The following is a 14244-nucleotide window of genomic DNA, read 5'->3' on the forward strand; positions in this document are numbered from 1 at the left end:
CGGGCCCGACCGCGCCCGGCGCGACGGGCACAGCGCGAAGCGTGGGCGCCGCCGCCGAGGCGCCTGGCACGGCGTCCGGCGCCACGGCCCGGCGGCGTCGAGAGCGCCGCCGGGCCGGTCACACCGCGGCGATCAGCGCCTGGGGCGCCGCCTGCGCGATGCGGGTCCGCAGCCACCGCAGCTGGGCGGTGGTGTCGGACACGCAGGAGGCGATGACGGCGAGCAGCTCGCGGTCGCGCAGGCCCTGCCCGGCCTGCCCGACGACGGTCCAGGTGATGTCGACGAACGAGGCGAGGGTGTAGAGGTCCTGCAGGTCGCGCAGCAGCCCCACGCCGCCGCTGCGGGTCTCGCCGAGCTCGTCGGCGAGCAGCCGCTCGGGTTCGGTCTCGCGCTGCTCGTGGTAGCGGTCCACGACCGGGGCGAGGGCGTCGACGTGCCGGTCGCACTGCTCGGCGAGCACCCGACACAGGTGGAACACGTCGGGCTCGGCGCCGTGCCCGTCGCCGACCCGGCGGAATCCCTCGGCGAGGGCGCGCTCGGCGTGGTGGAGCAGGCCGAGGTATGTGGCGAGGTGCATGTCAGCTCCGGCTCGGGCGGGTGGGACGGGGGACGCCGGCCACGTGCCGCGGGGTGGGCGGCGGGGCCGGTGGGTCAGCGACGTCGAGGCGCTCACCGGTCCACGCCTCCGGGCCGCCTGCGGTGGGCGGGACGCTGCCGGCCCGCGCCGGTGCCGACGCGGTGGTCGTCGGGGCCGGCGACGGCCGCGTCCCGTCGGCGACCTTCGCCAACCGGGCGGCGGCGACCTTGTACAGGGGCTGCTTGGACACCGGGTCCCACTCGGTGATCGTCAGCTCGTTGGCCGCCCGCGGGTGCCCGTCGGGAGATCGGCCGTCGGGGGTGTCCCAGTAGCCGTAGTGGAAGGGCACGAACACCACCCCGTCGCGGCCGCGCCCGATCCGCGCCGGCGCCTCGATCACCCCGCGCGGCGACCGCACCCGGACCAGATCGCCCTCGGCGACCCCGAGGCGCGCGGCGTCGGCGACCGACAGCTCGACCCACGGCCGCGGCGCCGCCCCGTCCAGCTCCCGGGAGCGGCCGGTCTTGGTGCGGGTGTGGAAGTGGTAGGCCGTGCGGCCGGTGGTCACCGCGAAGGGGAACTCGTCCGAGGGCACCTCCGGCGGGGCGGTGTACGGCGCGCCCTTGAGCAACGCCCGCCCCTCCGGTCGGCGCGCCCGGTAGGCCAGCGCGTCGATCGAACCGCCGGTGAGCAGGTCGTGGCCGTAGTCCTCGCAGACGTCGGCATCGGTGGGGAACACGCCGTCGGCGTAGAGCCGGTCGGTGCCGCGGGGTACGTCGTCGGTGCAGGGCCACGGGACGCCGCTGCCGCCGCGGAGCAACGCGTAGGACAGCCCGGTGTAGTCGCACAGCCGCCCGCGGCTGCACTCCTGCCACGCCCGGAACGCGCCCTCCGGGTCCGACCAGCCGATCAGCGGGGCGCCGTCGCGGTCGCGGAAGTCCATGCGCCGCGCGTAGTCCAGGAAGATGTCCAGGTCGCTGCGCGCCTCGCCGGGCGGGTCGACGGCCTTCTCCGACAGGTGCACCGTCCGGTCGACGTTGGTGAACGCGCCCTGCTTCTCGCCCCACAGCGCGGCGGGCAGCACGACGTCGGCGTACCGGGCGGTCTCGGTCAGGAAACCGTCCTGCACCACCAGGAAGAGCTCCTCGCGGGCGAGGATGTCGCGGATGCGACCCAGCTCGGGCAGCGACACCGCCGGGTTGGTCGCCGAGATCCACAGGAACCGGATCGAACCCTGCTCGGCGTAGCGCCAGATCTGCATGGCGTGCGTCGGCGGCGCCCAGTGCGGGATGACCAGCGGATCGACGTTCCACAGCCGGGCCAGCTCGTCGACGTGGTCGGGGTTGGCCCAGTTGCGGAACCCGGGCAGGTCGCCGTCGGCGCCGCACTCGCGGGTGTTCTGCGCGGTCGGCTGGCCGTTCATCTGCAGGATCCCACAACCCGGCCGACCGATCATGCCGCGCAGCAGGTGCAGGTTGTTCACCTGGCACGCCGCGGCCGTGGCCTGGTGGGACTGGTAGAAGCCCTGCAGCACCGTCGACAGCACCCGATCGGAGGTCCCGAAGACCTCCGCGGCGCGCCGGATGTCGGCCGCGGGCACCCGGCAGATCTCCGCGGCCCACTCGGGGGTGCAGTCCTCGACCGTCGCGGCCAACTCCTCGAACCCGAGGGTGTGGGCGTCGACCCAGCCGCGGTCCACCCAGCCGTTGCCGATGAGCTCGCGCACCAGGGCGTTCATCAGCGCCTGGTTGGTGCCGGGCAGCGGGGCCAGGTGCACCCCGCCGGTCGCCACCGCGGCCTCGGCGACCGGCGTCGTCCGCGGGTCGACCGCGACGACCCGCGGTGGGTCGGCGCCGTGCAGCCGGTCGAGGACCCGGGCCCACAGCACGGTCTGCGTCTCGGCCATGTTGTGGCCGAACAGGAAGACCGCGTCGCAGGACTCGATGTCGGTGTAGCTGCCCGGCTGGCCGTCGGAGCCGAAGCTCTCCTTCATCGCCTGCGCGGAGGTGGCCGTGCAGAGTCGGGTGTTGCCGTCCATGTGCGGGGTGCCCAGGCCGGCCTTTCCGATCACGCCGAGCGTGTAGTACTCCTCCAGGAACAGCTGGCCGCTGGTGTAGAAGCCGTGCGACAGCGGGCCGACCTCGCCCAGCAGCGCCCGGGAGCGCTGCACGATCCGGCCCATCGCGGTGTCCCAGTCGGTCTCCACCAGCTCGCCGCCCTCGCGCACCAGCGGACGGGTCAGCCGGTCCCGCCGGTTCCACTGCCACGACCCGTAGAGACCCTTCGGGCCCAGCCGGCCGTGGTTGACCACGTCCTGCGCCCGCCCGCGGACCCCGACCATCCGGCCGTCCTTGACCGCGATGTCGCACCCGCAGCCGTTGCTGCAGAGCACGCAGGCCGACTGCACCCAACTGTCCACGTCGGACTCCGTCAGGCCACGGTCCAGGTGCAGGTCGACCCGCACCGGCCACGGCTCGTCCCGGCCGTGCGGGGTGCGGGTCCCCCAGATGTCCGCGATCCGGTCCGCCATGTGACTCCGTTCCTCGGAGGTTCCTCGGAGGTCGCCCGGGTACCCGTCGCCGTCAGGTCGGCCGGCCCTCCGTCGGGTCAGCCTCGTCGCGCGGCTCCCGGGCGGCGCGCGGGTCCTCCGGCGGCACGGGGTCCGGCTCGTCGGGGCGCAACGCGTCGGCGGTGTCCCCGTGGTGCAGCGTCGACCTCCCCCGGTGCACCCGTGTCGCCCGGTCCTCGTCGGTGGCCCGCTCCCGGCGGGCCTCCTCGTCGTCGCGACTGTCCCGCGGCTCGGTCATGACGGCACGGGTACCCACGCCCACGGCCCGAGAACCCTGACGGAGAACCGCCCCGGCGGTTGATCGACGGTCCTGGCCCGATCGACGGTTCAGCCCGCGTCCCGCAGCTGCCCACGCCGCTGCTGCTCGCGGGTGCTGTACGCGGCCGCCCGGACGTTCTCGTCCTTCTCCAACCCCGACCCCAGGGCGCCCGCCACCATGCCGAGCACCGACGCCATCAGCGCGATCCGCAGGTAGACCGGGCCGTCGGCGGCGGGTCGGCCGAGCACCTGCCCGACGTACTCCGGTGGCAGCAGCAGCCCCGCGGCGAGCAGGTTGACCGTGACCAGCACGGCGTAGAACACCAGCACCCCGCAGGTCAGCGTGAGCGCCGTGCCGAGGTTGAGCAGCCTGCGCAGCCGCAGCCCGCCCGACCGCCGCTCCCACAGGTCGTGCCCGACCACCAGCCACACCACGAACGCGGCCAGCACCGCCACCGTCGCCGCCCCCAGCCGCCACGGCTGCATCGCCGCGGCCAGCTCCCACAGGTTCGAGTACAGGATCCCGAACGCGCTGCCCGCGGCCGCGCCGACCAGCGCCGTGGAAAGGCCCAGCGCGAGCTGCCACGGCTGGTTGGCCCGCACCATCCCGGCCAGCAGCCGACCGGGGCCGCGCCGCGCGCCCAGCACGAGCTCGACGTCGATGTCGGCCGAGCCGGGGGTGGCCCGCCGGGCGAGCCGGGCGACGCGGGCGGGGTGTGGCTGCCCGGCCACCTCGGCGATCAGCGCCAGCACCAGGTCGTGCAGCCGGCGGCGCACCCGCAGCCCGCCGAGCGCGGGCAGCGACACCAGCGCGACGCGGTCGGCGTGGCCGAGCTGGGCGACCACCGGCCCGGCCTCCGACAGCAGCGGGATGTCGGTCAGGCAGACCGCCACGTCCCAGCGCGTGCCCCGGACCCGCTGCCGGGCCTTGTCGATCACCCGGCCGGCGCTGGGCGCCACCTCGAACGGCTCGCGCACCACGCTCACGGTCCACTCGACGTCGGGGTCGACCTCCGCGTCCAGGCGCGCCGGCAGCGTCCGCGCGACGTCCAGGGCCGCCGCGGACGGCAGGCCCGGATCCGCGAGCAGGCCGACCACCACCTCGCGTCGCCGCGGACGTCGCTCCTCCACCGGACTCGTCATGCACCAGGCCTACCCGGCGATCCGGCCGGGGCATCACGCGGTCGCGCGGATCCGCACCCGCTGCGCGTGCGCTACCCCGCCCCGCCGGACGCGCACCCGGGGTCGAGGCGGCGCCGGTCCGGCCGGACGGGCACGTGGCGTGGGCGGGCACGGCGTCGGAGGTGCCCGCGGCGACCCGAAGGCCGGTCAGCGGGTGGCGGCCGCGGCGCGGACCCGGAACGCGCGGGCGATCCCGGCCAGCCCGGACGCCAGCGCGAACGCCCCGACCAGCCAGAGCAGCGTCAGGATCCCGCTTCCGGGCCAGACCAGCAGCAGGACGCCGACGACGACGTTCAGCACGGCGCCGAGCAGCGTCCAGCCCCAGCTGCCGTCGCCGCGCCCGCGGGCCGCGAACGCCTCGCCGACCCCGGCCACGCCCAGCACGATCGCCCACAGCGCCACGACGAACAGCAGGGTGAGCGCGGTCTGGCCAGGCCAGAACAGCGCGACGATGCCGGCGAGGACGGAGATCACGCCCTCGCCGACCGACCAGCCCCAGTGCGGGTGGCTGCCGCGGGCGCGCAACCCGAAGGAGATGGCCGCGACGCCCTCCAGGAGGGCGTAGGAGGCGAAGACGTAGATCAGGACCAGCAGCGCGATCCCCGGTGAGGCCAGGGCGACGACCCCGAACACCACGGTCAGGACGGCGCGGATCAGCAGGATCCACCAGGCGGTCTGCGCGGTGGTGTCGACGGACGTGCTCATGGCTCTCCTCGGGTGCTGGACCGTGCGGTGCCCGGCGTCGGGCGGCCTCGGCTCATCCGCCGGACGAACGGCGCGACGCCGGCCCGCGTTTGTTCTGCCGCGCGATTGTCCACCTGGGAGCGATCCGATCGGAACAATGCGTCGACGATTTCCCCGATGATCGCGATCGGTCACGCTTTCGCGCATCCGGATCTCACCCGCTGCGGACGAGGACGGAGTCGGATCGATTCCCGGGTCCTCCGTCGTGCCGCGCGGGCCCGCCGATCGGAGCGCCGTTCACGGTATTGCTGCCAACTCGATCAATCCGCGGGCCCGTGCCGCCTCGACGGCGGCCCGGCGGGAGTCCACGTCGAGCTTGGCGTAGACCGCCCGCACGTGGGACTTGACGGTGTTGACCGACACCCCCAGGTCCGCGGCGATGTCCTCGAGCGACAGCCGGGTCGGCAGCAGGGTCAGCACGGCGATCTCCCGCGGGGTGACCGGTGGTACCCGTTCCCGGGCCCACCGGACCGCGAGGACGCGGCGGGCCCGGCGGCCCGCCGCGCCGAGCGCCCCCACCTGCTCGGTCAGGAAGTCGGCGACCCGCGCCGGGGCGTACACCAGCGGGCGCAGCACCCCCATCTCCTCGGCCGCGTCCAGGGCCCGGCGCAGGGCGCCCAGGGCGCGTCGCGCGGAGCCGGCGGCGAGGGCGCTGTCGCACTCCAGGAGCCACGCCTCGACCAGCACCCAGCGGATCACCGGGGCGAGCGACCCGTCCAGGACGGGCCGCAGGTGCTCCCGGGCCGCGTCGTGGCGGTCCGCGGCAGCCGCCCCCACCGCGCGGAGGAACACCACGTCAGCGGTGGGGCCCAGGCGCTCCTCCGCCCAGCGGAGGACCTCCCGGGCGCGATCGGCGCGGCGCAGCCAGACCGCCGCACCGTGTTCGAGCAGCGCGCCGATGGCGGCCGGCCCCCGCAGCACCATCCGGGGGGGCACGGCCGCCCGGGCCGACCGCATCGCGTCGAGGACCCCGGGACCGCCGCCGAGGTCGAACCGGGCGGCCGCGAGCAGCATGTCGGCGGCCGGCACGATCCCGGCCGCGCCCGGCACCCGGGGGCGTCCGGAGGGGCCGGTTTCGACATCGAGGAGCGCCTCGGCGATGCGCAGACCCTCCTGTGGGCGGGCCTGGAGGAGGGCGCCGTAGGCGCGCACCACCGCGTTCAGCGCGGCGCCCTCGGTGGACCGCCACCGATCCGCGGGAGCGGACCGCTCCGCCCGCTCGGCCAGGTCGATCATGCGGGTGATGTCGCCGCCCATCCCGGCCGCGATGCTGAGGGTGGTCATGCTGCGGGCGGTCGTGTAGCTGTTGCCGTCGCTGATGGCCCGGTCGGTGGCCGTCCGCGCCGTCTCCTCGGCCACCCGCGGGTCACCGCGGGCGAGGGCCGCGTTCGCCCGGACGACCAGCCCGATCTGCTCGCCCACCGAGCCGTCGGCGAACTTCCGCGAGCCGCCCGGGTCCGCGGCTCCCCACTGCCCGGCGGTCCACGTCCGGCGCGCCTCGACCAGCTCCCGCAGGGACAACAGCCGAGGTGGGGGATCGGCGGGCCACACCGCCTCGGCGCGGGTGACGTGCCGGGCGACGGCGGCGGCGTCGCCGCGTTCGATGCAGGCCAGCGCCCGCACCAGCTCCGCGACGGCGCCCGGCACCCGCCAGGCCGCGGCGGCGTCGAGCGCCTCGATCACCGCGTCGTGGTGCCCCAGCGCGGCGAGGGCGAGGCCGTGGCGGTGCACCAGCTCGTCGATCAGGTCGGGGTCCTCCGCGGCCCGCGCGTGGCGCAGCGCGGTCGGCGGGTCGTGGGCGTCGGCGAACCACCGTGCGGCACGGGCGTGCAGCACCGACAGCAGGTCCGGGCGTTGCCGGCGCACGTCGGCGCGCAGGTGGGACAGCAGCAGGCGGTGCACGCGGAACCAGCGCCGCCCCTTGCCGTAGCTGACCACGAGCGAGGTCTCGCGCTCCATCGCGAGCAGCAGCTCGCCCGCGTCGTCCTGCCCGGAGAGCGCGACCGCGAGGGGAGCGGTCAGGTGGTCGCAGACGCTGACCGCGGTCAGCACGTCGCGGACCTCGTCGGTGAGCCGGGAGAGGATCTCGCCGACCAGGTAGTCCGAGATCGCCCGCCCGTTGCCGACCAGGTCGGTGAGGAACGCGTCGCGGTCGTCGCTCTCCCGCAACGACAGGGCCGCGAGCCGCAGCCCCGCGACCCACCCCTCGGTCTGCTCCAGGATCAGCCGGACCTGGTCGTCCCGGATCTCGTCGTCGATCATCGCCATGAGCGCCGACGCCTCGTCGAAGGAGAACGCCAGCGCCGCCGCCCTGATCTCCTTCAACGCCCCGGTCAACCGCAGCCGGTGCAGGTGCAGCGGGGGGTCGCTGCGGGCGGCCAGCACGATCTGCACCGCCGGTGGGCGGTCGCGCACCAGGCGGGCCAGACCGTGCAGCGGGTCGGCGGAGGTCAGCTCGTGGACGTCGTCGAGGACCAGCCGGACGGGTCCGGGCAGGTCGTGCAGCGCGCCGAGGAGGGCGGGCAGGAAGTCCGGGTCCCGGCTCGGGACGGCCGGCAGCGCGAGGTCGTGCAGCGGGCTGTCCGGCGGGGTCGTCGGGCAGGCCAGCACCGCGGCCACGACGGCGGCCCAGAACAGGCGGTCGTCGTTGTCGTCCTCGTCGAGCGACAACCACGCGGTCGGCGTCGGGTCGGTGCTCACCCAGTCCGCGAGCAGCAGGGTCTTGCCGTAGCCCGCGGGCGCGCAGACGAGCAGGACCGAGCCGGCCCCGGCCTCGACCAGCCGCCGCACCAGCCGGGCCCGGTGCAGGTGTCCCCGCGAGGTCCGGGGGACGACGAGCTTGGCCGTGGCCACTGCCGACGAGCTCGGTCGCGGGTCGTTCCCTTCGTCGATCATGCGACTCCCCAGGACGGTCCGGTACCCGAACTCGCCGCCGCCCGCCGAGGATCGAAAGCGCCCCTTGCCGCCCCGACCGCCCGGTCGCGCCCCCCGGCGCGGGGTCCCTCATGGCCGTCCGCGCCGGCTCGGCAGGCCACCGGGTCCGGGGTAGCGAGCCAACGCTAGAGGCCGCCCGAGGAAACCTGCAACCGCCGATCGAGGCTCTGCGTCGACCGCCCGCCACGCGGGGTGGTCGGAGTGTCAGCGGATGCGCGGTCCGGGCTCAGCGCGGTCCGCGGCGGCCGTGGTGCAGCCGGGTGCCCACCAGCACCCCGACGAGCATCGCACCGGCCACGGCGGCGGCCACCCCGCTGCCCGGACCCGCGCGGCCCGGCGCCGTGGCGGCGTGCACCACGACCGGCGGCTGCTCGGGCTCGGGCTCGGGCCGCAGGTTGTCCGGCACCGTGGCGGCCCACGCCGTCACCAGCAGCACGAACCGGCTCACCAGGTAGGCGAAGACCAGCAGCCCGAGCAACGAGCCGAAGACCGCGCCGCCCGGGGAGCCGGTGATCTGTCCCAGGTAGATCGTCAGCGCGTGCCGCAGGACCTCCAGCCCGACCGCCCCCAGCAGGGCGGCGCGGACGGCGCCGTGGACGGGTCCGCGCGTGCGCGGCAGCCGGGTGATGATCCAGAAGAAGATCAGCCAGTCCGCGGCCAGGCCGAGCAGCAGGCCGAGGGTGAACCGGGTGAGCTGGGTCCAGTCCGCGCCCTGCCACCCGGCCAGCCGCAGCACCGTCTCGCCGAGTCCGGTCCCGATCGCGGTGACCAGCAGGGAGGCGACGAGGGCGATCCACAGCCCGACGAGGGCGAGCAGGTCGGAGAGCAGGCGCCGCAGCGACGCCGGGTTGCGCGGCGGGATCGCCCACTGCGCGGAGACGGCCTCGCGCAGGTTGGACATCCACCACGTGCCGGCCCACAGCGCCGCGACCAGGCCCACGCCGGCGACGGTGTTGCGCTGCTCGATGGCGGTCTCGATGACCGGTTCGACGGTGTCGGCCAGCTCGTCGGGCACGGCGCCGGTGATGCCCGCCTCCACCGCGGCGAGGATCTCGGGGTTGAACCACAGCAGGTAGCCCGCCGCCGCAAGGGCGACCATCAGCAGCGGGACCGCGTTCAGGATGCTGAAGAAGGTGATCGCGGCCGCGAAGTGGTTGCCGTGCCTCTCGTGGTAGCGCAGGACCGTCCGGACCAGGTGGTCGGCCCACTCGTGGCGGGCCCGCAGGCCGGTGAGCACGGCCCGGCCCCGGTGGCCCGCAGCGGCGAGGCTCATCCGGACCCGCCGTCCCTTCGTCCGCGCCCGGTCCGCGGGCCGCGCGCGGCTGCCCGCCGGCCGGATCGGTCTGCTCGGCGCAGCGCCGGGTGCGCTCCCGCCGGGCGCCCACCTTCCCGCCGCGGTCGCGGACGCGCCTCCTCCGCAGCGGATGAGGAGCGGTGGACCCGCCGGTCAGCCCTCGGGCAGCAGCAGGCCGTGCCGACGGGCGATGTCGACGGCCTCCCGGCGGGACCCGGCGTCGAGCTTGCTGTAGATCGCCCGGACGTGGGTCTTGACCGTGCTGTGCGAGACGGTGAGGTCCCGGGCGATCTCGTCGAAGGAGCGCTGGGAGGGCAGCAGGTTCAGCACGGTCCGCTCCCGGTCGGTCAACGCCACGGTGCTGTGGTCGATCCCCAGCGCGTGCCTGGCCGCGAGCACCCGTCGCGCGGTCGCGTCGAGGGCGCCGAAGCTGCCGAGATGGCGCACGAGGAGGTCGACGACGTCGGGCGGGGCCGTCGCCAGCGGCCGGCGGGCGTCCATCGACTCGGTGAGCTCCAGCGCCCGGCTCAGGCTGGAGCGGGCCCGGGAGGTGTGCAGGGTGTGCAGGGCGAGCCGGCACTCCACCACGCACGCGTCGATCAGGGCCCACGGGGTGAGCAACGGCCGCGATCCGTCAAGCAGCGGCGCGATCTCCGCGTGGGCGGAGCGGTACCTGCCGACTTCGCTCAGCTGCCAGGCCCGCAGCAGCGCCACCTCACCGGCGTCGCCCAGGGCTCCGTCGGCCCAGCCGGAGACGGCGCGGGCGAGGTCGTGACGACCGAGCAGTGCGGCGGCCCGGTGCTCCAGCAGCGCGACCATGGCGATCAGGGCGGGCCCGGCGCGGCCGGAGGCGGCGGCGGCCCCGCGGGCGGACCGCAGGTCCTGCAGGCCGTCCAGGCGCTGCCCGAGGTCGACCCGCGCCGCGCCGCGCACCGCGAGGCACGTCGCCGACATCAGGTCCGGCGGCGAGCCCTGGTCGGCGAAGGACAGCGCCTTGCCGACGAGCTCCAGGCACCGCCCGGGGTCGGCCCGCAGCAGCGCGCCGAAGGAGCGCAGCATCGCGGTCGTGGCCGCACCGCTGGTCGCCACCCACTCGGTGCCCGGCGACACGTCCCGGTCGGCGTGCTCGGCCAGCTCGGTCATCCGCCGGTACTCCCCCGTCCCCGCGGCGATCACGGCGAGCACCGCGAGACCGTGCGCCACCAGCAGCCCCAGGCCCAGCTCGCGCGCCTGGTCCAGGGCCGGCTGCGCGATGCGCAGGGCCTCACCCGCGCGTCCGGCCGTCGCCAGGGCCAGCGCCCGGCCGAGCCGACCCATGACGGCCAGCTCGGGATCCGCGGCGCCGGTCGTCGCGATCTCCTCGGTGGCGGCCATCATCGCGTCCAGGTCGCCGTCGGACACGGCGATCCCGGCCACCACCCGGTCGCGCAGCGCCACCAGGTCGGGCGGCGGATCCGCCGGCCACAGGTGGTCGGCCCGGTCGAGGTGGGCCCGCGCCGCGCGCACGCCCCCGGTCTGCAGGTCGACCAGCACACCCACCATCGCCAGCCACACGTCGTCGTCGTGGCCGCGCCCGACCAGCCAGCGCAGCGCCTCCCGCACGGCCCGCAACCGTCCGTTGCCGATCAGCGGCAGCGCGTGCCGCCGGAGCAGGGCGGTCACCAGGGTGGTGTCCGCGGCCCGCCGGGCGTGCGTGAGCGCGGCGACGGGCTGGTCGCGGTCGGCGAACCAGGCGGCCGCCCGGCGGTGCAGCTCGGTCACCAGGTCCGGCCGGCGGCGGCGCAGGTCCGCGAGCAGGTGCGAGCGCAGCAGCGGGTGCACCCGGTAGTAGACCCTGCCCTCACCCGAGCTGATCACCAGCGAGGTCTCGTGCTCGAGCACGTCGAGCACCTCGCCGGCGTCCGCGCGGCCGGACAGGGCCGCCGCCAGCGACGCCGACAGCCGGTCGCACACGCTGACCGCCGCGAGCAGCTCCCGGTCCGCGCGCGGGAGCCGGTCGAGGATCTCGCTGACGAGGTAGTCCGACACCGCCCGGCTGTTCGCGACGAGGTCGGCGACGAACACGTCCGGGTCGGCCCCGCGCATCGACAGCGAGGCCAGCCGCAGACCGGCGGCCCACCCCTCGGTCTGCGCGACGAGTTCGCGGACCTGGTCGGGTCGGACCGGGATCTCCGCGACGGCGAACATGGCGTCCGCCTCGGCCACCGAGAACCGGAGCTCGCCCGCGCGGACCTCGCACAGCCGCCCGTCCAGGCGCAGCCGCCCCAACGGCAGCGGCGGGTCGCTGCGCCCGGCCAGCACGACCTGGAACCCGCGGGGGTGGTCCCGCACGAGCGTGCCCAGCCCGTGCAGCGGGTCGGTCGCGGTCAGCTCGTGGACGTCGTCGAGGACCAGGCGCAGCGCGGCCGGCATCGCCTCGATGGCCTCCAGGACGCCGGCCACGAACTCGTGGTCGTGGCTCGGCCGCGCGGGAACGGGGAAGCCACGCAGGTCGTGCGCCTCGGGGACGACGGGGCACGAGGTGAGCGCGGTCAGCACCGCGGACCAGAAGCGCCGGTCGTCGTTGTCGTCCTCGTCGAGGGCCACCCACGCCGTGCGGGTCGGGTCGTGCGCCGCCCACTCGGCCAGCAGCAGCGTCTTGCCGTAGCCCGCGGGCGCGCTGACCAGCACCAGCTGCCCGGGCGTCGCGGCGTCGAGCGCTTCCAGCAGGCGCGGCCGCGCGATGTGGCGCGCCGACAGCCGGGGTACCGCCGTCTTGACGCGCGGTACCCCGAGCCGACCCCGTGCCGGTGGCCATTCACCCATAGGCAGTATTCATCTCACGCTACTGGCGACGCGATCCGTGGAGAAGTGCCGAAACGGGCATTCTTCCCGCCCTGCTGCGCCCGGCCGTCACGGGCGGTGGTGGATTTCCTGCAGGGACACCACCCGCAACCCCAACGACTGGATGAGTGCGAGCACGCCGTGCAGGTGCGATTCGTCCTGGACCTCCCCGACGATGATGGTCTCCGGTGGGGCGTCGACCACGACCATGTCCGGAAAGGCGCCGCGGGACCGCTGGGACACCAGACCGGCCACCCGGAACTCGTAGTGTGACGACACGTCCGGTACCTCCCGTCAGCGCGGAGCCGCACGACCCCAGGGTGCGCGAGCGCGCCCGCGCTGTCCTCGTCCGGCGTGGGTGATAAGGCCGCGCCGCCGCGGTCGGCCTGCGGCTGCTCGACCGTTCTCCTCCGCTGCGGACGAGGCAGGCGCCGGGCCCGGTGCGCGACGGTCGACGTCGACCGCAGCCCACGGCGAAGGAGGACCGGTGCCCCTTCACGGTGTCGACGGCCCGGCCGCCACCGGTGCGGCGAAGCCGCCGCGGGCGCTGCTGGTGCTGGGCGGCGCGGCGGCCGCGGTGATCGTCGCGGCCGGCCTGCAGGCGGCCGCCTGGTTGGTCGGGCCGGTGTTCCTGGCCCTGGTCGTCGTGATCACCGTCCATCCGGTGCGCCGCCGGATGCGGGCGCTGGGCCTGCCGGGCTGGGTGGCGACGACGGTGCTGGTCCTGATCGTCTTCGGCCTGGTGGTCGTACTGGCCCTCGTCCTCGTCGTCGCGGTGGCGCAGCTGGTGACGGTCCTGCCGCTCTACGCCGACGAGGCGAACGCGGTGGTCGCGTCCGGGACCGCGACCCTGGGCCGGCTCGGCGTCGGGACCGAGCAGCTGCGGGCGCTGGCCGCGTCGCTGAACTTCGCCAAGCTGCTGAGCTTCGCCAGCGGGCTGCTGCTGGGGTTGTCCAGCCTGCTGGGCAACGTGGTGTTCCTGCTGACCCTGCTGCTGTTCCTGTGCATCGAGTCGTCCGGCGCCGGGGCCCGGCTCGCGCTGATCGCCGGCGGCCGCCGGTCGGTCGGCGACGCGCTGCGCGGCTTCGCCGACGGCACCCGCCGCTACATCGCGGTCACCACGGCCATCGGGCTGCTCACCGGCGTGATCGACACGGTGGTCCTGGCGCTGCTGGGCATCCCCGCCGCGGCCCTGTGGGGGCTGCTGGTCTTCATCACCAACTACATCCCCTACCTCGGCTTCTGGATCGGGCTCGGGCCGCCCGCGTTGCTCGCGCTGCTGGTCGGGGGCTGGCCGATGGTGCTGGCGGTCGTCGCGGTGTTCCTGGTGGTCAACTTCGTGCTCACCTCGATCGTCCAGCCGCACTTCGTCGGCGACGCCGTCGGCATCTCGGTGAGCGTGACCCTGGTGGCACTCGTGCTGTGGGCCTGGCTCCTCGGTCCGGTCGGGGCCGTGCTGGCCGTCCCGCTGACCCTGCTGGTGAAGGCGGTGCTGGTGGACGACGACCCGCGGGCGCTGTGGGCCGACGCGCTGCTCAGCTCGGCCCGCCGGGTTCACCTCCTGCGGACGAGGTCCGACCCGCCGGATGCGGTCGACGCTCACCCCCGGCACCTCGTCGGGGCGGCCCGCAGCGCCGAGCCGCCCGCGGCACCGACCCTGCCGGACGAGAAGGGCTGACCACCGATGACCTCGACCGGCCTCATCACCACCTAGCCCGCCACCCAGGAGGAACGCGTCATGACCGACACCACCCGTCCGTCGGCCGGCTACGGGGTGCATTCCGAGGTCGGCACCTTGCGCAAGGTCCTGGTGTGCGCGCCCGGTCTGGCCCATACCCGGTTGACCCCGACCAACTGCGACGC

Annotated in this window: 10 protein-coding genes; 1 reads left to right on the forward strand and 9 read right to left on the reverse strand. The window is 75.4% G+C overall.

The window, feature by feature from the left end:
• Nucleotides 1–118: 118 nt before the first annotated feature.
• The 9 genes from KIK08_RS32180 to KIK08_RS32220 all read right to left on the reverse strand — a co-directional run bounded on the left by KIK08_RS32180 (nt 119) and on the right by KIK08_RS32220 (nt 12660).
• The gene (locus tag KIK08_RS32180; protein WP_214407084.1) at nt 119–577 is read right to left on the reverse strand and encodes a hypothetical protein; all 459 of its coding nucleotides are present in this window, start codon (nt 575–577) and stop codon (nt 119–121) included.
• 1 nt (nt 578) lies between these two features.
• Nucleotides 579–3107 (reverse strand): molybdopterin oxidoreductase family protein, encoded by a 2529-nt coding sequence (locus KIK08_RS32185; protein WP_214407085.1) that lies wholly within the window; start codon nt 3105–3107, stop codon nt 579–581.
• A gap of 52 nt (nt 3108–3159) precedes the next feature.
• Nucleotides 3160–3384 carry a hypothetical protein gene (locus tag KIK08_RS32190; RefSeq protein WP_214407086.1) on the reverse strand — a complete coding sequence of 75 codons (225 nt, stop codon included), beginning with the start codon at nt 3382–3384 and terminating at the stop codon, nt 3160–3162.
• An 89-nt stretch (nt 3385–3473) separates the two neighbouring features.
• Complete coding sequence (locus KIK08_RS32195) at nt 3474–4547, reverse strand: hypothetical protein (RefSeq protein ID WP_214407087.1); 1074 nt, start codon at nt 4545–4547, stop codon at nt 3474–3476.
• A 186-nt stretch (nt 4548–4733) separates the two neighbouring features.
• Nucleotides 4734–5291, reverse strand: a complete 558-nt coding sequence (locus KIK08_RS32200; protein ID WP_214407088.1) for an HdeD family acid-resistance protein — start codon at nt 5289–5291, stop codon at nt 4734–4736.
• A gap of 276 nt (nt 5292–5567) precedes the next feature.
• Entirely contained in the window at nt 5568–8225 is a 2658-nt protein-coding gene (locus KIK08_RS32205) for a winged helix-turn-helix domain-containing protein (protein WP_214407089.1), read from the reverse strand.
• Between the two features lie 265 nt (nt 8226–8490).
• Nucleotides 8491–9537 carry a YhjD/YihY/BrkB family envelope integrity protein gene (locus tag KIK08_RS32210; RefSeq protein ID WP_214407090.1) on the reverse strand — a complete coding sequence of 349 codons (1047 nt, stop codon included), beginning with the start codon at nt 9535–9537 and terminating at the stop codon, nt 8491–8493.
• Nucleotides 9538–9711: 174 nt separating this feature from the next.
• Nucleotides 9712–12363 carry a helix-turn-helix transcriptional regulator gene (locus KIK08_RS32215; RefSeq protein WP_214407091.1) on the reverse strand — a complete coding sequence of 884 codons (2652 nt, stop codon included), beginning with the start codon at nt 12361–12363 and terminating at the stop codon, nt 9712–9714.
• 87 nt (nt 12364–12450) lie between these two features.
• Nucleotides 12451–12660, reverse strand: a complete 210-nt coding sequence (locus tag KIK08_RS32220; RefSeq protein ID WP_214407092.1) for a DUF8691 family protein — start codon at nt 12658–12660, stop codon at nt 12451–12453.
• A gap of 208 nt (nt 12661–12868) precedes the next feature.
• On the opposite strand from KIK08_RS32220, the gene KIK08_RS32225 reads away from it, so the two are divergent.
• Entirely contained in the window at nt 12869–14059 is a 1191-nt protein-coding gene (locus KIK08_RS32225; RefSeq protein ID WP_214407093.1) for an AI-2E family transporter, read from the forward strand.
• Nucleotides 14060–14244 lie beyond the last annotated feature (185 nt).

The sequence above is a fragment of the Pseudonocardia lacus genome (assembly GCF_018531445.1).
Taxonomy (GTDB): Bacteria; Actinomycetota; Actinomycetes; order Mycobacteriales; family Pseudonocardiaceae; genus Pseudonocardia; species Pseudonocardia lacus.

Coding starts and splice junctions, on each gene's coding strand:
- KIK08_RS32180 (WP_214407084.1), bottom strand. CDS start 577: ATGCACCTCGCCACATACCTCGGCCTGCTCCACCACGCCGAGCGCGCC.
- KIK08_RS32185 (WP_214407085.1), bottom strand. CDS start 3,107: ATGGCGGACCGGATCGCGGACATCTGGGGGACCCGCACCCCGCACGGC.
- KIK08_RS32190 (WP_214407086.1), bottom strand. CDS start 3,384: ATGACCGAGCCGCGGGACAGTCGCGACGACGAGGAGGCCCGCCGGGAG.
- KIK08_RS32195 (WP_214407087.1), bottom strand. CDS start 4,547: ATGACGAGTCCGGTGGAGGAGCGACGTCCGCGGCGACGCGAGGTGGTG.
- KIK08_RS32200 (WP_214407088.1), bottom strand. CDS start 5,291: ATGAGCACGTCCGTCGACACCACCGCGCAGACCGCCTGGTGGATCCTG.
- KIK08_RS32205 (WP_214407089.1), bottom strand. CDS start 8,225: ATGATCGACGAAGGGAACGACCCGCGACCGAGCTCGTCGGCAGTGGCC.
- KIK08_RS32210 (WP_214407090.1), bottom strand. CDS start 9,537: ATGAGCCTCGCCGCTGCGGGCCACCGGGGCCGGGCCGTGCTCACCGGC.
- KIK08_RS32215 (WP_214407091.1), bottom strand. CDS start 12,363: ATGGGTGAATGGCCACCGGCACGGGGTCGGCTCGGGGTACCGCGCGTC.